This is a genomic window from Wolbachia endosymbiont (group B) of Eupithecia inturbata (genome assembly GCF_964030915.1).
GTDB lineage: Bacteria > Pseudomonadota > Alphaproteobacteria > Rickettsiales > Anaplasmataceae > Wolbachia.
The window spans coordinates 690724-711576 of record NZ_OZ034987.1 but is presented as its reverse complement, the minus strand read 5'-3'; the positions used below and the strand labels follow the sequence as shown (position 1 = coordinate 711576).

At 35.1% G+C, this 20853-nt stretch carries 12 protein-coding genes and 7 pseudogenes; 4 read left to right on the top strand and 15 right to left on the bottom strand.

Annotated features, from left to right (window positions below; translation table 11 throughout):
* Positions 1 to 149 precede the first annotated feature (149 nt).
* The 9 genes from hemB to ACQH21_RS03440 form a co-directional block, all read right to left on the bottom strand.
* On the bottom strand, positions 150 to 1148 hold the full coding sequence (gene hemB / locus ACQH21_RS03480; protein ID WP_010404406.1) for a porphobilinogen synthase: 999 nt from the start codon (positions 1146 to 1148) through the stop codon (positions 150 to 152).
* Positions 1141 to 2166, bottom strand: a complete 1026-nt coding sequence (gene nuoH, locus ACQH21_RS03475) for an NADH-quinone oxidoreductase subunit NuoH (RefSeq protein WP_425384495.1) — start codon at positions 2164 to 2166, stop codon at positions 1141 to 1143. Before nuoH ends, hemB begins: the two co-directional genes overlap by 8 nt.
* Entirely contained in the window at positions 2150 to 2509 is a 360-nt protein-coding gene (locus tag ACQH21_RS03470; protein ID WP_246038627.1) for a hypothetical protein, read from the bottom strand. The genes nuoH and ACQH21_RS03470 overlap by 17 nt, the downstream gene beginning before the upstream one ends.
* A gap of 73 nt (positions 2510 to 2582) precedes the next feature.
* The gene (gene nuoG / locus ACQH21_RS03465) at positions 2583 to 4631 is read right to left on the bottom strand and encodes an NADH-quinone oxidoreductase subunit NuoG (protein ID WP_425384494.1); all 2049 of its coding nucleotides are present in this window, start codon (positions 4629 to 4631) and stop codon (positions 2583 to 2585) included.
* Between the two features lie 5 nt (positions 4632 to 4636).
* Positions 4637 to 4849: a hypothetical protein gene (locus ACQH21_RS03460; RefSeq protein ID WP_006279675.1), complete on the bottom strand. Its 213-nt coding sequence runs from the start codon at positions 4847 to 4849 to the stop codon at positions 4637 to 4639.
* 257 nt (positions 4850 to 5106) lie between these two features.
* Entirely contained in the window at positions 5107 to 6564 is a 1458-nt protein-coding gene (locus tag ACQH21_RS03455) for a leucyl aminopeptidase (RefSeq protein WP_425384493.1), read from the bottom strand.
* Positions 6565 to 6699: 135 nt separating this feature from the next.
* Complete coding sequence (locus ACQH21_RS03450; RefSeq protein WP_064085711.1) at positions 6700 to 7341, bottom strand: protocatechuate 3,4-dioxygenase; 642 nt, start codon at positions 7339 to 7341, stop codon at positions 6700 to 6702.
* 166 nt (positions 7342 to 7507) lie between these two features.
* Positions 7508 to 10648, bottom strand: coding sequence for a bifunctional proline dehydrogenase/L-glutamate gamma-semialdehyde dehydrogenase PutA (putA, locus tag ACQH21_RS03445; protein WP_425384492.1), 3141 nt, complete (start codon positions 10646 to 10648; stop codon positions 7508 to 7510).
* A 124-nt stretch (positions 10649 to 10772) separates the two neighbouring features.
* Positions 10773 to 11741, bottom strand: a complete 969-nt coding sequence (locus tag ACQH21_RS03440; RefSeq protein WP_425384089.1) for an IS110 family transposase — start codon at positions 11739 to 11741, stop codon at positions 10773 to 10775.
* A 206-nt stretch (positions 11742 to 11947) separates the two neighbouring features.
* On the opposite strand from ACQH21_RS03440, the pseudogene ACQH21_RS03435 reads away from it, so the two are divergent.
* Positions 11948 to 12685: pseudogene (locus tag ACQH21_RS03435) on the top strand (IS110 family transposase); the annotation flags it as partial.
* A gap of 165 nt (positions 12686 to 12850) precedes the next feature.
* On the opposite strand, the pseudogene ACQH21_RS03430 reads toward ACQH21_RS03435, so the two are convergent.
* The 3 genes and pseudogenes from ACQH21_RS03430 to ACQH21_RS03420 all read right to left on the bottom strand — a co-directional run bounded on the left by ACQH21_RS03430 (position 12851) and on the right by ACQH21_RS03420 (position 15798).
* Positions 12851 to 14058: pseudogene (locus ACQH21_RS03430) on the bottom strand (IS256 family transposase).
* 280 nt (positions 14059 to 14338) lie between these two features.
* Positions 14339 to 15007 (bottom strand): septal ring lytic transglycosylase RlpA family protein, encoded by a 669-nt coding sequence (locus ACQH21_RS03425; protein WP_425384491.1) that lies wholly within the window; start codon positions 15005 to 15007, stop codon positions 14339 to 14341.
* A 163-nt stretch (positions 15008 to 15170) separates the two neighbouring features.
* Positions 15171 to 15798: pseudogene (locus ACQH21_RS03420) on the bottom strand (IS6 family transposase).
* Positions 15799 to 15865: 67 nt separating this feature from the next.
* Here ACQH21_RS03420 and ACQH21_RS03415 point away from each other — a divergent pair.
* The 3 pseudogenes from ACQH21_RS03415 to ACQH21_RS03405 all read left to right on the top strand — a co-directional run.
* Positions 15866 to 16492 (top strand): annotated as a pseudogene (locus ACQH21_RS03415) (zinc ribbon domain-containing protein); the annotation flags it as partial.
* Positions 16493 to 16709: 217 nt separating this feature from the next.
* Positions 16710 to 17940, top strand: a pseudogene (locus tag ACQH21_RS03410) (IS256 family transposase).
* A 34-nt stretch (positions 17941 to 17974) separates the two neighbouring features.
* Positions 17975 to 18271 (top strand): annotated as a pseudogene (locus ACQH21_RS03405) (integrase core domain-containing protein); the annotation flags it as partial.
* 44 nt (positions 18272 to 18315) lie between these two features.
* Here ACQH21_RS03405 and ACQH21_RS03400 read toward each other — a convergent pair.
* The 3 genes and pseudogenes from ACQH21_RS03400 to wmk form a co-directional block, all read right to left on the bottom strand.
* A pseudogene (locus ACQH21_RS03400) lies at positions 18316 to 18954 on the bottom strand (hypothetical protein); the annotation flags it as partial.
* 99 nt (positions 18955 to 19053) lie between these two features.
* Entirely contained in the window at positions 19054 to 19710 is a 657-nt protein-coding gene (locus tag ACQH21_RS03395; RefSeq protein WP_264330402.1) for a JAB domain-containing protein, read from the bottom strand.
* A 170-nt stretch (positions 19711 to 19880) separates the two neighbouring features.
* The gene (gene wmk, locus ACQH21_RS03390; RefSeq protein ID WP_264330403.1) at positions 19881 to 20792 is read right to left on the bottom strand and encodes a WO male-killing family protein Wmk; all 912 of its coding nucleotides are present in this window, start codon (positions 20790 to 20792) and stop codon (positions 19881 to 19883) included.
* Between the last annotated feature and the right edge of the window lie 61 nt (positions 20793 to 20853).

Here is a 20853-nt window from a genome sequence, read left to right as displayed (position 1 = left end):
CAATATATACCTGAGTTTTTTACTGAATTTTTGTTGTTAAATCTGCAAAGATTAAAAACAAGGATAAATACTCTTATTGATATGATAAGGAAAGTGGGAAGGTTTGTCAAGTCACTTCGGCCAGCTACCTACTTAGATGTTCCACACTGCTAAGTAGATACCAAATTTTTTGCAACATCAAGTGCAGCATAGGTAAATATTGCACTTGCACCTGCACGTTTAAAACCAATTAAGGACTCATAAATCACTCTGTTATAATCCAGCCAGCCATTATTTGCTGCAGCTTTTATCATTGCGTATTCACCGCTTACTTGGTAAGCAAAAATCGGAAAATTAAACTTTTCACTTGCTGTTTTTATTACATCTAAGTATGGCATACCCGGCTTTATCATAATAAAATCTGCACCTTCATCTATATCCATTTCGATTTCGCAGATTGCTTCACGTGCATTTCTATAATCCATTTGATAACCACTTTTGTCGATGAAATTTGATGATGCGCACGAACCGACAACTTGCCTGAACGGCGCATAGAAGCTAGAACAGTACTTTACTGCATAGGACAATATTGACACATTCTGAAAGTTATTATCATCCAATGTTTTTCTTATTTTTCCTATCCTGCCATCCATCATATCAGAAGGAGCAACTATATCGCATCCTGCTTTTGCTAAAACAAGTGCTTGCTTACATAATGCTGACACAGTCTCGTCATTTTCTACATCTATCCTACTGCTTTTTAAAATGCCATCATGACCGTGAGTAGTGTATGGGTCTAGTGCAATGTCTGCAATAATGCCAATATCCGGTACATTTGATTTTACAGCACAAATTGCTTTACAGATTAAATTGTCAGGATTGTACGCTTCCTCGGCGTTTTCAGATTTTAGTTTACTATCAACTACAGGAAAAATTGCAACAGCATTAATCCCCGAGTCCTTAGCTTTCTGAATTATAGAAATTAATCCATCTATTGAATAACATTTGATATCAGGTAAGCCAGAAATTGGCTCAATTGTTTCTTCTCCGTCATGAACAAATAAGGGAAAAATCAAATCATTTACTGATAAAGTGCTTTCACTTGTTAAATTGCGAATCCACTTGCCTGAGCGCCTACGCCTTAACCTTGTATTTGGGAAATTAAACATTGGATCCAGGCAAATTCCCAGTAAAAAGCAACACTCCTGAAATGAGTATTACCCAAAGTACCGATATTGGCAAAAATACTTTCCAACCAAGACGCATTAATTGATCATAACGATAACGAGGTATTGTAGCTCTAATCCAAACAAATATAAACAAAAGTACAACTATCTTCAAAACAAACCAGATTAAACTAGGAATTTTATACAGCAAACTAAGCTCTAATGGAGGATACCACCCTCCTAGAAAGAATATTGTCATCATAGCGCTTGCTAAAATCATATTTGCATATTCTCCCAAGAAAAAGAGAGCAAAAGGCATTGATGAATACTCGACGTTATACCCAGAGACGAGCTCTGCTTCAGCTTCTGGTAAGTCAAATGGGTGACGATTAGTTTCGGCAAGCAAAGAAATAAAAAATATTATTCCTATAGGCATTAGTAATAAATCAATCCAAAATGGCATATTATGTTTCGCTACCACCATCTCTCCAAGATTTAATGTGCCAGTTGTAATAACAACTGTAGCAACTATTAGACCTATTGAAACTTCATATGAAATCATTTGAGCAGCTGACCTTATAGCGCCAAGAAATGCATAATTAGAATTACTAGACCAGCCTGCAATAATAATGCCATATATTCCCAAAGAGGATATAGCTAGCACATAAAGCACTCCAACATTAATATTTGATATTACCTTAGGGATTATTACCTGCTGTCCATTTTCTGTAATTATTTCAGCTCCAAATGGTATAACTGCCCAGGAAATGAATGCTAAAATAAAGGTGAGCATTGGAGCCATAATAAACAGTATGGTGTTTGCTCTAAATGGTATTATCGGCTCTTTAATTATCAATTTGATAGCATCTGCAAATGGCTGTAGTAGCCCAAATGGCCCTACTACACTTGGACCATGCCTTAGTTGAATTGCACCAATAACTTTACGCTCAAAGTACACTAAATATGCTACTGAAAGCAAAAGTGGAATAAGAAGAAAAAGAATATCAAATATCAAGTACATGCAACCCTAAATCAAAAAAATAGTTCATAATTGTGGCAATAAAAAATACAGCAAATGCTCTAGACACAAAAGACAATGTCCCTATTGAAATCAATAGGACAACACTTTTCTGTACAGCATTTAGCTTAATAGAATAGTAAAATGATATGCATATGAATGACACTAGTGACATCATAATTAAGATCATTGTGAGAGGTAAATAATTCCCTCTTCCCTCGGTAACTATAATAAATGTTATTGCCATCCATACATATCCTTCCGTAAATAGTGCAATAATATCATTGATAAAATCAACTAGCTTATAAACGAACTGTTTTTCTAATGTATTTTGTTCTTTACACAAAAATATAGAGTTTAATTTTCGTTGAAAATATACCAGAGTTATTAGTAATAATGGTGTTAGAATAAATAAAATATTAAGTAGAGTGTTCATAAAAATCCTTAGTACAATCTGCCATTATTTTTGAAGCACGACCTATTGAATCTGTCATATAAAAATTACACTCCTTTAAAGTAAAAGGCGTATTACTTAAATTTATTTTACCATTGCTGATTGGTACCCATGTATTTTTTACCACTTGATCAACACTTCTAAACTGTGGACCGATAGTATCTAATTTTTTTCTCACATCAAATAAACTATCATATAACAAGGAAAGGCTCAAATATTGGGATAAATTTTTAATAATCAACCAATCTTCCTTTGCTTCACCAGGAGGAAAAACAGCTAAATTTGTTCTCTGTACTCGCCCTTCAGTATTTACATAAGTTGCATATTTTTCTGTGTATGCAGCTCCAGGTAGAATGACATCTGCTATATGCGCTCCCCTATCACCATGGTGGCCTTGATAAATTACAAATGTATTTTCTAATTTTGATGTATCAATTTCATCTGCACCAAGAAGATAAACAACTTCCACCTCGCCACTTTCTGCCTGTTTTAGCATCTGATTAATGTCTTTTCCACCTTTGCTAGGAACAAATCCAATATCGAGTCCACCAACCCTTGCTGCAGCCTTATGCAGTACGTTAAAGCCATTCCAGTCATCTCTGATCATGTTAAATTTTTCTGCAATTTTGCCAGCTAGAGCTAAAACTGATTCAGAATCATCTCTTATTAATGCATCTTGACCGATAATTAGCATAGGGTTCTGAGCCGCACTCAGTAACTCGCAGAATTTGTGATTTCCCTCTTCTATTTCTTTTAGAACGTTTGGACCATCACCTAATCTTTCAACATTATATAGATATTCAAGATTAGGACCAATATTTGCAATAGTGAAATTACCTTGTAAATATCTCTTTCTCAATCTTGCGTTAATTATTGGTGCTTCTATCCTTGGATTCGTATTGATTAGCAAGCATAAATCTGCACTTTCTATACCCTGAATAGTGGTATTGAACACATAAGATCCACGATTACTTGATATAAGATTTGCACCATCTTGCCTGCAGTCTATATTCCCCGAACCAAGCTTCTGCATCACTTCTTTGAGTAGAAGCATAGACTCACAATCTGCTAAATCACCTGCAATTGCAGCTATTTTGTTTGATTTCGTACTCTTTAGTTTCTTTGCAGCAAAAGCCAATGCTTCATTCCAATCAACTGGAATTAATTTGCACTCTTTTTTTATATAAGGTCGATCGAGGCGTTGTACTTTGAGTCCATCGTAAGCAAAACGAGTTTTGTCTGATATCCATTCTTCGTTCACTTCTTCATTGAGTCTTGGCAATATTCGCATAACTTCAGGACCACGACAATCAACTCTAATATTACTTCCCACAGCATCTAGCACATCTATAGTTTCACAATGTGATAGCTCCCATGGACGTGCTGTAAAAGAATAGGGCTTTGAAGTTAAAGCTCCCACCGGGCAAAGATCTATAATATTCCCAGATAATTCAGAGCTAATATGCCTTTTTATGTAAGTACTAATCTCTATATTTTCTCCCCTTCCAATTCCTCCAAGTTCATTTGTACCTGCAACATCAGACAAAAATCTAACACACCGAGTGCAATGAATACACCTGTTCATTGCAGTTTCAATCAGCGGACCAAAATGTTTTTTTGGCACAGCCCTCTTATATTCATCAAGTCTGCTGATTCCTTTACCATAAGCCATCGTGATATCTTGCAAATCGCATTCACCACCTTGATCACAAATTGGGCAATCAAGCGGGTGGTTTATTAGCAAAAACTCAAGCACACCTTCACGCGCCTTTTTTACCCTGGGAGTATCCGTGTGAATAACCATACCCTCTGCAACTGGCATTGCACAAGAAGCTACTGGTTTTGGAGGGCCACCCTCAACTTCAACCAAACACATTCTGCAGTTACCAGCAATTGCTAAACGCTCATGATAACAAAACCGCGGAACTTCAACGCCCACAACTTCACAAGCTTGAATTATAGTGAGCCCATGCTCTACTTCACATTCCTTAGAATTAATAGTAACTTTAACCACAACTACTATACAGCTTCCCACTTTATAGGATTGCCGCTTACCTCATCTTCAACTAGATTGCCGTTATCGTATTGAGCAGACATATAGTTCATACGTGAATCACGGTCTATATATCTAACCGGCTTTACCGGTTTATCCTTATACATTTTTTGTTCTGCTTTCTTACGCTGAGTAGGGTTATTTTTACTAGCTGTTTTCGCTTTTCCGCCTGCTGCCATATAAACTCCTAAAAACTTCCTATTTTATTCTAACACTTAAGTATATACCGTCAATACCAAATAGCTTTAAAGTTTTAATAGTCCATCATTACAATCATCATTTGAACAAAATACTTTCTCTTGATGCTGCTCAAGTGTGTAACTTTAGAATCCCCAAAAAAGAAAATGTAAGTTACTTTGATGATATCATTTTCTACGTCTTATAAATAGACATTCATGTAGCCGTAAATTAAGCTATAAACTCAATACAAAGATCCTTAATTATTAATCTCATAGTACTTCTCAACCAACTTATTTAGCAACCTTACACCGAAACCTACTGCCCCTCTTGGAGAAATATCAGTGCCTTTTTCGTGCCAAGCAGTGCCTGCAATGTCTAAATGTGCCCAACAAGCGTCGTTTACAAAACGCTGTAGAAACTGTGCAGCCATTATACTATCTCCACCAGAACCTGCAGGAGCTATATTTTGCACATCAGCAATCGGCGAATCAATAATTTTGTTATAAGTTTCATTCATAGGAAAACGCCATAATTTCTCATTTACTTCATTTCCTGCATCAATCAGATGATTCGCTAATTCATCGTTATTTGAAAAAAGACCAGCATATTCATTATTTCCCAGTGCAACCACTATAGCACCAGTTAAAGTTGCAAGGTCGATCATAAATTTCGGTGCAAATCTATCTTGTGTATACCATAAAGCATCCGCAAGTATTAGTCTTCCCTCTGCATCGGTATTTAATATTTCTATTGTTTGTCCAGACATTGAAGTGACTACATCGCTCGGTCTTTGAGCATTACCATCCACTGCATTTTCTGCAAGTGCAACCACACCAATTGCATTTACTTTTGCTTTTCGCCCAGCTAGAGTATGCATCACTCCAACTACAGTAGCAGAACCTGCCATGTCATATTTCATTGACTCCATACCGCGTGAGGGTTTAAGTGACACTCCACCAGTGTCAAACGTTATACCCTTGCCTATAAAAGCTATTGGTTTTTGTTCTTGAGAAGCCCCATTCCATTTTATCACCACTAACTTTGGCTCTTTACTACTTCCTTGTGCTACTCCAAGCAGGGCTCCCATTTTTTTCTCTTCCATTTGCTTTTTATCAAGCACTTCAACCTCAAGACCAAGTTTAGTAAGTTCAGCTTTTATACGATTAGCGTAAGACTCTGGATATAAAATATTAGGTGGCTCAGTAGTAAAAGCACGTGCAAGAAAGATACCTTCACCTTCGTGTTTTAAACGCTCAAATGATTTTTCAATGCTACTTAACTGTTCATCTTTTACTAATAATGTAATTTCCTCTACTTCTGTAATTTTTTCATCCTTTTTAGTTTTATACTTATTAAACTTGAAACTGCGCAGAAATGCTCCATATGCAACATTTGCTGTACTGCCCTCGATTGAAATAGCTGCTCGCTTGATTCTTAATCTGCTTAGCTCACAATATATTTTACCACCAATATTTAATCCTTTGCTTTCATCCCATTCATCTCTCATTCCAAGACCAGCAACTATAATATTTTTTCCCTCTGATGAAGTAACGGAGAAAAATTCACCAAAACCTCCATTAAAACCACTAAATTTCTTGATGTTATCTATAGCTTGCTTATCTTGTAGAACATTAGTTATGAGCTTATCACCCTCAAACAAACCTACCACTAGCGTCTCAAAATCGGGTAAAGCTTTAGAAATTGTTATCTTCATCGTTGACATCTCCGTTGCAAATAATTGTAAGCTGCACATAAAACATAGTAAAAACATTAGTAAGATATTTTTCATATACATTTTAAGTACAATAGCGCTTAAGACTACTATGAACTCCCCTGATATGCAAGGGCTTTATCTTTTATCAGAAAATTTGTTATGCCCACCTAGGGTTATATTAAATGTGTAGGTCTTCATGGCCTGATTGTTATAAGTAAATGGTGCTATCAGAAGGCTTGCAAGTCCACTCTCAATAAGATTACCAAGAAGAAGATCATCACAGTTATCGCAATTATGATCAGCAAAAAACATTTGTGTTGTGAATTCTGGAAAATCTGGATGTTGGACCAAAAAGTTGATGTGTGGAGCCCTATCACCAATTTTACCTGGTACTATTGTAATAAAATTATAATAGCCAAGGTTATTTACTACAAATCTTCCTGATCCAGCAAAATTTGGATCAAGCTCCACATTTTCATCATAATAGCTCATGCCAAGTGAGTCTGCGTGCCATATAGAAACCACAGCATTTTGTATCGGTAAGCAATTTACATCAGTAACTCTACCCACTACATTTATTAATTCTCCTGCTGCATTATTTGGAGAGCCAGGTTTTCTTCTTAAATTATTTGAAGAGTTAAAGCTTTTTGGCCTTGTTTCAAGATCATAAATCCCTGGAGTTTCAATACAATTAAGCAAAATAGGATCAGCCGCAAATAATGACAAATCGAATATAAATTGTACTAAAAACGCTAATAAGATATTTTTTACATTCATTTTGTTTATAGTGCTTTTATCAGAATTATAGCAACCTTTTTCTTTTATTAAAGACAAGACTTTCTTTGAATCCTCCTTAGAATCACAACTATCCTTTCAGTGTATGAGTTTTAGGTTTTAGTACTGCATACACAACTGCACGGACTTCCAACTTAGAAATTGCAAATCAATCCAAACACGCAAGTGTAATGTTACCGCCACATGCTGTAGTGTTGACACTTACAACCTTTTCTATAGAAAAACGTTGCAGATAATTAGGACCACCAGCTTTTGGTCCGGTACCTGACAGTCCTCTACCGCCAAATGGTTGCATTCCAACTGCTGCACCTATTTGATTGCGATTGATGTATACATTTCCAACTGATATTTTCTTGCTTATTAAATCGATCTTACTTTGTACACGGCTTTGCAAAGAAAACGTAAGTCCATATCCTGTATTGTTTATATCACTTATAACTTCATTTAACTGCGACTTATTAAAACGTATGATATGTAAAATAGGCCCAAACACTTCTTGCTTTAATTGCGAAATTTTTTGTATCTCATAAATGTACGGAGGAAAGAAATAACCATTATAAGAATTTGTATCCATGGGTACCTTGGACAAAAGGTTTGAATCTTCATCCCTTGATATTTTTTCCGTATGTTTAGTGAGCATATCAATAGATGCTTTGTCAATTATTGGACCAATATCTGTGCTCAGTTGTATTGGGTCACCTATCTTTAGTTCTTGAGCTGCATTGCATATCATTTTTATCTGTTTTTCTGCTATATCTTCTTGAATAAATAGCACTCTGAGAGCAGAACAACGTTGACCGCCACTGCGAAATGCAGAAATTAAAACATCCTTAGTTACCTGCTCTAAAAGAGCAGAACTATCAACAATCATAGCATTTAATCCACCAGTTTCAGCGATAAGTGGCACAATAGGACCATCTCTGCTGGCAAGCATTCTATTAATTATTTGAGCGGTCTGTGTTGAGCCGGTAAAAGCTACACCGGAAATTCTATTATCTGGCACTAATATTTTACCTAAATATCGACCATCTCCTGGAACAAGATGTAATACATTTTTTGGTATTCCAGCTTCGTGTAGTATCTTAACGGCTTCATAGGCAATAATCGGCGTTTGCTCTGCCGGTTTTGCCAGCACTGCATTACCTGCTACAAGTGCAGCTGAAACCTGCCCAATGAAGATAGCAAGTGGAAAATTCCACGGTGATATGCATAAGAAAACTCCTCTGCCCTCAAAAAAGATGAAGTTATCTTCACCTGTTGGACCTGGCAATTTTTTCCAGTCATTCAGTTCGTTTTTTGCTATCATTGCATAATAGCGCAAAAAGTCGATTGCCTCTCTTACTTCTGCTATTGCATCGGATAAAATTTTTCCTGCTTCCAAGATGAGAATGTAAACCAACTCTTTCATCCTTTCCTCAAGCAAATCTGCAGCTTTTTCAAGGCATTTAGCGCGCTCTTCTGCTGAAATATTCTGCCACTTAGTAAAAGCACTATGTGCTATTTCAAGAGCATTTAAAGCCTGAGCGCTTGTTGTACTTGACACTTCTCCAATTACATTTTCCAAATGTGCAGGATTTACTACTTCGATAAATTCAGCACTATCAAGTAGTGCCTTTCCATCAATTATTGCCCCAACTTGCCATTTCTTTTCACTAAATTTTTTTATATCATTTGCAAATTGCGAAACTGTAATTGAATCACTAATATCCATCCCCAAGGAGTTTTTTCTTTCCTCTCCAAAAATATCTTGTGGCAATGGAATGTTTTGATGAGGTTCATATTCTAAACTTTTAGCTTTTTCTAATGGATCCGAGACTAATTCTTCAATTTTAACGTTAGGATCATTTATTTGATTGACGAACGAACTATTAGCTCCATTTTCAAGAAGACGCTTAACAAGATATGGTAATAAATCACTACGTTTACCAACTGGTGCATATATACGACAGCTGATGCTTGTTGCAAGTTCTGACATTGCATAATCATATAAATCCTCACCCATTCCGTGTAAACGCTGAAACTCAAATCCAGGATGATCTTTGTCAGCAAGCTCTATTATAGTAGCAAAAGTATAGGCATTATGAGTTCCAAAGCATGGGTAAAAGTGATTTACTTTGCTTAAAAGCTTCTGTGCACACGCAAGGTAGCATACATCAGTATAGCTTTTTCTTGTAAATATTGAATAACCACTTAACCCTAGCTCTTGTGCACAATTGATTTCTGAGTCCCAATATGCACCTTTCACAAGCCTCACCATAATTTTATGCTTTGATCGGATAGCAACATCCTCAACAAAATCAAGCACAGATAAAGCACGTTTTTGATATGCTTGTACAGCCAAGCCAAGCCCTCCCCACTGAGAAAGTGACTCATCAAGACGCAGTTGCTCGAATAAAACTAATGACATCTCAAGTCTTTCTGATTCTTCTGCATCTATGCATAGTGAAATGTTGTATTTTTTTGCTTCACGACAGAGCTCTAAAACCCTAGTAAATATCTCACCAGCAATTCGGTCAAATTGACCAAATTCATAACGTGGGTGCAAAGCAGAAAGTTTTATTGAAATTCCATGGGATTTAAAACAATCATTCACTTCAGTAGTTGCACCTATAGCTTTTATTGAGTGCATGTATGAATCAAAACACTCTTCTGCATCTTCAGCTGTGTGAGCAGCTTCGCCAAGCATATCAAAAGAGTATAAAAACTTACTATTGTCATCTAGTTTTGCATATCTTAAAGCTTCTTCTATGGTTTCTCCAACAACAAAATGATTACCAAGCATAGACATTGCTTGTTTTACTGCTTTGCGAATGATCGGTTCTCCTAAATTCTTAAGTAACTTAGAAATTGCGTAATAGAACTTCGAATCGCCTTCATTATCTCTCAATATACTGCTACCTATCATCAAGCTCCATGTGGAAGCATTAACAAACAATGAAGAGGAACGCCCCAAGTGTTTATTCCATTCTTGGTTGGTAATTTTATCTTTGATCAATTCGTCTATTGTGTAATCATCTGGTATTCTAAGTAGCGATTCAGCAAGGCACATCAATGCTATTCCTTCATCATTGGAAAGCGAATATTGCTGCATAAAGGAATCTACAATACTTAATTTATTGTGTTTGATTTTTTCAATAACTTGTTTTGCAATATTGTAAATTCTGTTTTTCGAATCAACCGAAAGTTCTACTTTTTCTACAAGATAACGTACACAGCTTTTTTCATCAGTACGATAAAATCCTTGTAAACGTTTTCTGAGTTCATTAGGTTCTTGTATAGAGCTAATCATAATTATCTATAAAACACCTTTACTATATGTAAGGTAAAATTATATCATAACTTCGCATAGAACAAATCATTATTTAAAAGGACCAGGGCTGGAGCTAAAAGATACTGTCTCTCATGTCAACTGATTATTTCACTAAATCACCATTAAATGGTTGATTATTTTTTAAAATACCAAAAACCACATGCATTAATTTTCTCATTAATGCGACAATTATTACCATTGGACATTTTCCTTTGCTTGCTAAACGTTGGCAAAACTTTTGAAAGTGAGAATTATGATTCTTGACTACTATAGCTGGCATATAAAGAGTTTTGCGAATACGTTCCGACCCTATTTTACATATTCTACTTTTTTTACTGACAGATGAACCTGATTGGTAATATTCAGGATTTAGACCGGCAAAGGCTGTAAATTGTCTAGCATTATCAAAATTATCAACAGATGGCATTTCTGCAACGATAGCAACAGCAGTAAGATGTCCTATACCTTTTACAGTCTTGATGTTTTCTATCATATTTTTTAGGTGTGAATGGTTATTAACATGCTCACAAATCTCTTTTTCTATAGCAGAAATTTCTGTTTCTATTGTAGCAACTACTTCAAGTATGGCTTGCTTACAACGGGAATCCATATTTTTATTTTCCAAGCGATTCATCTGTTGTAACTTGTCGTCTTTAAGTGCTTGCAAACAACGATAGAGATCTCTTAAACGCTTGACTTCAGTAGGCGCAGGTTTCCAAAGATTAGGTTTATTAGCAATACAAAACCTAGCAATCATGGCAGCATCTGACTTATCTGTTTTGTTTCTGAGTAGCTCACTTTTGCCAAAAGCTTTGATTTGAGCAGGGTTTACCACACTTACATTATGTCCAAGGTCATACATAAAATTAACTATATTTTCACTATAACAACCAGTCGCTTCTAGGCAGAGATGAATAAGGACTGCTCCGTGATTATTACACCAAGCTACAAGCTTTTCAAAACCTTCCTTGTTATTGTGAAAAACTTTATGTCGTTCTTTGTTGTCTATCAATAAACAAGCATCAAGTTTCTTTTTAGAAATGTCTACACCTAAAATAGCATTGACTTGCATAAAATTTCCTCTAGGACTATAACGAATTGAGAGTTTAGACCAACCTTGTAATACGGGATATAATTCCAAAGATACTGTTCTGTCTTTTAACTCTATATGGGAAGGGAGCAAAATCTTTTTGTCAGCCTTTTTGGCATAAGTAATCTATCGGCTTCACCTTCCCTGCAAGACATTTTAGCTACAATGCCCTACTCCTTGAAGATACAAGTAAGCTTATACGACAAAAGAATGATCAGACTGATGCAGAGATAATTGCCGATTATTGCCAAAGACAGGAACCTATTCGTTGGGCACCACCTTCTCCTGAGTTAAAGAAATTAAAGCATCTTTATCGTTGCTCGGCTGCGTTAAAAGATGAATTGACATTAGTAAATAACCACTTAGAAAAAAAAGAGAGACTGCCTAAAGAAGTTGCAAATGCTTGGGAAGACCTTGCAATGAACATAAAACAAAAAATAGAAAGAATAAAAAACTCCTTACGTGAACTATTAAATAAACACAAAGAATTGTTGGAAAATTTTCAACTTCTATTGACCATTCCAGGAATAGGAGAAGAATCAGCAGTAGCTATTTTGGCTGAAGTTCCTAACATAAAAGCTTTCAAGGATGCCAGGCAATTGGCAGCATATGCTGGAGCTATACCACGAAATATAACGTCAGGTACGTCTGTACATGCCAAGCCCAGATTAAGTAAATCCGGTTCACGAACATTATGTAAGGCAATGTACTTTCCTGCCATAGTAGCTAAGAATCATAATCCTACTATTATGACTTTTTGCAAAAGGTTAAAAGAGAAAGGCAAGCATAACATGGCCATTGTGGGAGCTGCAATGCGTAAGTTACTCCATATTGTTTTTGGTGTTTTAAGGTCAAAGAAGGCTTTTGATCCAGATCATATCAAAAACTACAGAGCTAGGAGTTTGGCTGAAAGTTTAGTGCTTTAAAATCAAAAAACGCTCCAATTATGTAAAATAGTATCTTACACAAATTTTGTAACTGGTTAGTGAATATGTTGATAAGTAAATTAATTTTATACGTACAAAAAAGCGGAAATTTACTTATCAACATATTCACTGGGAATGTTCAAAAAAGTGTGTCAAAGCGAATTTTTAGTTCAACTCAATTTTTAACCTATCAGGAAAAAAGATATCAAGTTGAGATATAGTTAGAGCCCAATTAGGCAAAGCCATAGCCCATTTTTGCTCTATCTTTTTTATAGCACAATATACCAATTTGTACAAGGCATTTGTACTGGTAAATGAACCTTTGGTTTTAGTAAATTTTCTGATTTGTCTGTGCAACCCCTCAATTGGATTGGTGGTATAAATTAGCCTTCTAACAGGGCCAGAATACTTAAAATAACTAGACAAATTTTCCCAATTGTTTTGCCACGATTTTATGACTAAAGGATATTTTTCACCCCATTTTTCCTCCAGTTCAAGTAAATAATTTTCGGCGATTTCTCTACTTGTAGCACGGTATATTTTTTTCAAATCATTCATAAAAACTTTTATATCTTTGCTGGATACGTATTTTAGTGAATTTCTTATTTGGTGCACAATGCATAACTGTACCTCAGCATTGGGAAATACGCTATTTATAGCTGTAGGGAAGCTTTTCAGACCGTCAACACAAGCTATCAAAATGTCTTCTACTCCTCTCTCTTTTAAGTCATTTAATACGCCTAGCCAGAAGTTAGCTCCCTCACTTTCTGCTAAGTAAAAACCCAGTACTTCTTTTCTGCCATTTTGGTCTATTCCTAATATATTGTACATGCATTTACTTATGCAATGTCCATTCTCTTTGACCTTAAAAAACATCCCATCCATAAATACTATCGGGTATACTGATTGTAGGGGACGACTCCTCCATTCATTGATTATAGGCAGTAATTTATCTGTAATTCCAGATATCTCTGCTGCAGATATTTTATGGTCATAGATTTCTTCCACATAGGATGCTATATCCCTGTATCCCACACCGCTTGCAAACATGTTCAAGACCTTTGTTTCAAGTTCTGGATGTAAGCTTGTTTGCCTTTTTTTCACTATCTGTGGTTCGAAACTTCCCTCTCTATCTCTTGGTGTCAATAGTTCAAATACTTGTCCGTAAAGTCTTTGAATTTCTTCGGTTGTTTTCTTCGCTTTCAGCCGACAAATGGTTTTCTATCTCGCCTTCCCTCTAGCAGTTTTTTTATAAATGGTGTTAATGCTCCATCTCTTCCTGTCAATGGTCTTCCTTCTCGTATAGATGATAAGATATTTGTTTCTAATTCTTTATAGTCTACCAAACCGGTAGTTGTGTTTGCTTGACTCATTGTCAAACCTCCATTTTTTTATCAATTTATTACTTTACTTCTCGGTTTGACACAGTTTATTTAACACTCCCGAGAAATTTTAATGAAATTTCTTGAGTGGTAGATTATTTTTTACAGCTCTAGCTGAGGTAGCTGTCACTACCTGAAATGTAACAAATAAAATACCAATCTTAAATATTGCTATATTTCACGATAGTTTCTCAACTTGACGCACATGCTTTTGGAACATTCTCATTTGTCAAATAGTTTCTGGCATGCTACACAATCTGTAATGCAGGTTTTAACTTACTTTTACGCAATATTGATCATTCTTGAAAAGCAATCTAACATTTTCTATTCCTTGATTACGAAGCTTTGATGCAGCTGATTTAGCTACTTGAGCGTTTACAAAAAATGCTACATATCCCTTACTTTCTGCATTGTTTTGTTTTGGGTGACGTTTCTGCATTTCTTTTTCATATTGCCTTTTGTAATGAGGAGTATTTTGTATCAATTGTTCTGACCTCTTTCTTAAGTACTCGACTTTTACCTTCGCAAGCCCAGACTTATGAAGTCCTAAAAATTGTGCTGCTTTTTCTGACAAGTCTATTATTCTACCTTCAACAAATGGCCCTCTATCATTAACTCTTATAACAAGCTTTCTTCCATTTTCTAAATTAGTAACACGAACAAAGCAGGGTAGGGGCAAGGTCTTATGTGCTGCAGAAATCAAGTGACGATTAAACACTTCACCGTTGGCTGTAATTGTGCCATGATCTTCTATTCCATACCACGATGCTATTCCTACTTCTTCGTAACAGCTACAGTATTTTGGGTGGTAGGTGATACCATTTATTGTATAGCTATTGCCAATTTTATAATGACCTGCAGTGTGATTACACCTATTGCTAAAACTACAACTACTCATCAAAACGAATATTAGACATAGAAAGGCTAGTTTTTTTATCATTGTACTTAGTGAAATGGTTCGATACCATGAGGATTTTAAATTATACTATAATAAATTTAGTAATAAGTAAACGTCTACTGCCAAATATGCACAGCACTAAAAAAGGTTCTGTTGCATCTATAAACCATAGGAAAGAAGATCATTAAAGGTGGGATTATAGGAGTTATGAAGCCATTAACATAGCAAAATTCTCAAAAGTAGAAACATTATTTTAATAATTTGTCTTTTTTGAATCATACGAATATTTTCTATGCCTGTGATGGTAATCTTTGCGGAATGGAAGCTTTTAAACCCAAGCATTGGCTTTATTAGTTTTTTGATAAATCTATCAACAATATTATTTAGATATTTTATTTGAAGAACTGTAATCTTCAGAAATTTCTGCATTCAAATCATCAAGAGCAGCAGTATTACTGCCGCTTTTATCAATTACAATTTTCTCAGGAAGATAGTTACTCCTGAAGGCTTTACGAAAGAATGCAAGTGCTGCAGACTTGTCTCTACTAACACACAAGAGGAAGTCTACAATATATAAATAAACCCATTTACCGTTTAATTTAATGTAAGTCTCTCCAACTACTACCAACCTGCTTCTTTCTTTTCCTTACTGCCTCATCTATCAGTGGTGATAACCCACCTTTGTAACGTAGCATTTTGCTCCCCTTATACTCATCATTTCTTCCAAATCTCGATAGCTCAAAGAGAATCGACATTTCATGTATACAGATAACATCCGCTGAAAAGCTAAATCCTTTGAAATATGGCAACAATTTTTGATTGATACGAAACATCTTTGCTTTTTTTTTAGACAATTATATCATTCTTCTTTCTACTTCCCTACAAATGCGACAGAACCCTTTGACGTACTCAAAAAAAGAGAATAAAAGGTACCGATATTACGTATGCAACAATCACTTAAGGGGAAAGAATTGTGAATCAATAAACCGAACAATAGTAGCAGGAGAAGTGGAAAAAGAAATAATGAAGAAAGCGGAGCAGCTATATGAAAAATGGAGAGAAAAAGCAGAAGAGTGGAAAAATTTAAGTTTTGGAAAACAGAAAGAAGTAGTGAAAAAGTTAATAAGAACAGTATTGGTGAGAGAGGATGGAATAGAGGTGAGTTCTGAATCAGAGGAAAAATTTATACCAATGAAGAAGAAAGGAAACAAATGCACAGTAATCGAGCCAGAAGGAAAAACAAATAATGCGTTACTCAAAGCAGTGGTAAGAGCCCATCTGTAGAAACGGCAACTAGAAGAAGGAAAATACAGAAGTGTGAAAGAGCTGAGTGCCAAAATTAATATAGGTACAAGACGTATACACCAAATTTTAAGATTAAATTATTTAGCACCAAAAATTAAAGAAGATATAGTAAATGGAAGGCAGCCAAGAGATTTGAAGTTGGTTGACTTGAGAGAAATACCGATGCTGTGGAGTAAGCAGATGAAGAGATTTTATGGGTTTAAGCAAGCTGTCTGCCAATAAAAAATAAGATAAATGGGAGTGTTAAATAAACCATACGCGTCAAGTTAAGGAAATATCGTGAAATATAGCAACATTTGAGATGGGCATTTTATTTGTTACATTTATTTTTTTAGGGAGTTCTTATCTAGAAGAAGATGATTTTTCAGGGAATGTTCAAAAAAGTGTGTCAAACCGAGAAATAAAAATAAAATAGAAACAAAAAATAGAGGTTTGATATATGAGTTACAAAATAGAAAATGGAACGACTGGCCTGGTAGATTACAAAGAGCTGGAAGCAAATATACTGTCATCAATAAGGGAAGGTAAACCATTGATGGGGAGAGATGGAGCATTAACACCATTTGTAAAAAGGCTGCTGGAAGCAAGTCTAGAAGGTGAAATAGAGCATCATTTATCCAATGAAAGAGAAGAAAAGAATCGAAGAAACGGAAAGAATGGCAAAACTTTGAAGACGAGTATTTGAACTATTGACACCAAGAGATAGAGAGGGAAGTTTCGAACCACAGATAGTGAAAAAAAGGCAAACAAGCTTACATCCAGAACTTGAAACAAAGGTCTTGAACATGTTTGCAAGCGGTGTGGGATACAGGGATATAGCATCCTATGTGGAAGAAATCTATGACCATAAAATATCTGCAGCAGAGATATCTGGAATTACAGATAAATTACTGCCTATAATCAATGAATGGAGGAGTCGTCCCCTACAATCAGTATACCCGATAGTATTTATGGATGGGATGTTTTTTAAGGTCAAAGAGAATGGACATTGCATAAGTAAATGCATGTACAATATATTAGGAATAGACCAAAATGGCAGAAAAGAAGTACTGGGTTTTTACTTAGCAGAAAGTGAGGGAGCTAACTTCTGGCTAGGCGTATTAAATGACTTAAAAGAGAGAGGAGTAGAAGACATTTTGATAGCTTGTGTTGACGGTCTGAAAAGCTTCCCTACAGCTATAAATAGCGTATTTCCCAATGCTGAGGTACAGTTATGCATTGTGCACCAAATAAGAAATTCACTAAAATACGTATCCAGCAAAGATATAAAAGTTTTTATGAATGATTTGAAAAAAATATACCGTGCTACAAGTAGAGAAATCGCCGAAAATTATTTACTTGAACTGGAGGAAAAATGGGGTGAAAAATATCCTTTAGTCATAAAATCGTGGCAAAACAATTGGGAAAATTTGTCTAGTTATTTTAAGTATTCTGGCCCTGTTAGAAGGCTAATTTATACCACCAATCCAATTGAGGGGTTGCACAGACAAATCAGAAAATTTACTAAAACCAAAGGTTCATTTACCAGTACAAATGCCTTGTACAAATTGGTATATTGTGCTATAAAAAAGATAGAGCAAAAATGGGCTATGGCTTTGCCTAATTGGGCTCTAACTATATCTCAACTTGATATCTTTTTTCCTGATAGGTTAAAAATTGAGTTGAACTAAAAATTCGCTTTGACACACTTTTTTGAACATTCCCCTACTATTTCATAGCGATCAAGGATCGCAATACACCTCTAAAAATTATCAATTTTTACTAAGTACAAAAAATATTACTTCTAGTATGAGTCACAAAGGTTGTTGTTATGATAATGCTGTTTCAGAGAGCTTTTTTAGTTCACTTAAGAGAGAGTTACTCATTGATACTTCACAACACTCTGCACAACAAGCTAAAACCGCAATATTTGAATATATAGAAATTTTTTATAATAAACAGCGTAGACATTCTACTATTAACTATTGCATTCCTGAGCTTTTTGATTCATCATTCTCATAGCAAAAACGTCTTAACTTTCTGTCTACTTTTTCTGGGTAAGGTCAAACTTCTGGCTGTAGCTCATTATAGATTTCACCTATTAGTTTATTCTGCAATAAAGTATCATGAAAATCTGCACCACTTAGCATTAATTTACGCATTATCTTTTTTCGATCAGTCTTATCAAATTTATGAAAATGTGTACCCAATACTACATACTCTGCAATGCTCCATTCCCCATCGTTATATGCATTTATTCTTGCTCCAGAGGCTAGTACTTGGTCTATAGTTTTGTGCAATTCATTTACGTTTTTTGCCTCTACCACTTCACTTTTAAACCAGCTCAACTTTTCGCTTTCGCTTATACTTGGCTTTATTTTTTGCAAAGCTGAAGCAAATGGATTTAACCCTTCTGGATAATCTGCTTGATTACTCAAAGGTTTTGTGCCATAAATATAGTCAAATCCTTTCCCATAGTTGATTTGGTTTTCGCGAACTTCTCTACAAGGGAAAGGTACTACTTCTTTATCTCCAAGCTTTTTAGCATTATTAATTTTGCTTACAAAGGTGGATTGCTCCTTAGTACGACCAATTCCTACAATAGCATTTAACATCTCACCTTTTGATAATCTATCAAGATCAACGTTTAACTCGTAAACACCCCCCTCTTTATCACTAAAAGGTACAATTATTTTATTATTCATATTAGCCTCCGCTATTAAATATACTTTCTAAGTGTATAGTTATTATACACTGTATTACTTATTATAAATTATAGTGAGTAGATTTGCAAATACTTTCTGCTATAACAATCCGTTTTCTCTAAAGCTAAAATAGCCACCACTTGTGATGATAATGTGATCAAATAACCTAACGCTTACAGTACTACATGCTGCTGCTAAGCTCTTCGTTACTTCTTGATCTTCTTCTGATGGTTCTAAGCGTCCCCCAGGATGGTTGTGTGACATTATTACTAATGTTGCATTCTTTATTAATGCTTTTCTTATAATTTCCTTTATGTATACTGGTGCTTTTTCCATTTCACCAATATAGGATTCTTCTCCAATTAGTTGACGCCTTTTATTCAAGTACAGTATTTTTACACATTCCCTCTCTGCATGACCTATACTTACGTTTAAGTACTCTACTAGCCCTTGTAAGTCCATTATTGGCTCACTCTTAAGCTTTTCTTTCAGTACCCTTTCTAGTGTTTCCTTAACACACATAATCATTGCTACTGCAGAATCAGTTACTCCTTCTATAACTTTCAGGTCATCCATTTCTCGGCCTAAAATCCTTCCTACTCCCGTATAAGTGTTCACCAGATTTTTAGCAATTTCTTGAGCTTGTGGTCTTTCATGTACTGCACTTAAAAACGTTTCCATTATTTCACGATCAAGTAGTGCTTTGCCTTTGCTTTCTAATATTCTGAATTCGATTTCTTCTTTACTTTTATTCATATAATTTACCCTTCACTAACAACAAACTTTTTTTAAATATTTACTGCTGTTTTTTTATCAGCATTGGCATAGAGCCATAGCTTTCGAGTGAAGTCAAATCAATTTTTCAATCTTTTTTACTTATTTTTTCATTAAGAAGTAAAAATATTAATATATAATGATTTTTTATTTTAAATTTGTTGAATTTCGTTCAAAGAGATGCCTACCGCTTGCAAAATAATATCAACAGAAATTCCTTCTTTTACTAAATCTTTTGCAATTTTGATTCTTTCTTCTTCTCTAATTTTCTCCTCACAAATTTGTATGCTTTCAAACAGAGATTTTATTAGCGCATAGCGTAATTCTTGACTCTCAATTTTTTTGTATTCTTTTATTAAATCAGGTAGCTCACTTTCTACTATCTCATCTTCCTCTATGAGCAGATCTGTAATGCTAATTGATAATGTTTCTGCTATTGCATATAATTTTTCCAGTGGAATGGCCACACGTCCTTGCTCATAGTTGCTTATTTCATCACGTGTTGTATCCATTTTCTCAGCCAAATCCTTTTGAGTATACTCCCGTACTGCCCTCCACTCCTTTATCTTTTTTCCTATTTGGTAGTAGATAGAACCCGTTTTTTCTTCAACACATTCATCAGCAGACAGACCAATTGTTTTTGAAACAGTATCAACAGAAACTCCTGCTTTAATAAGACCTTTTGCAATTTTTATTCTCTCCGTTTTTTTACTATTTTTCTCACTAACTTGAACAAATTTGGTTAGTAAACAAAACATTCTACGTAATTCCTGATCATTAATCTTTTTATATTCTCTTACTAGATTTAGTATTTCTTCTCCCTCATCTTCAAGACAGATTTTTTCATTTGATACAGGAATTAGGTCTACAATACCAATCGACAATATCTCTGCTATAGCATACAACTTTTCAATCGAAATTTTACGTGTTCCTTTTTCATATTGTAGTACTACTTGATACGTTACACTGACTTTCTTCGCTAAATCTTTTTGAGTATATCCTCGCTTTAACCTCCAGTTCCTTACTTTTTGTGCTATCTGATACCTTATTGAGATGTTTGCCATAAATATTATACATGTTAATACTACCAAACAAAGATATACAAAAACTTCTATGTTTGCATTT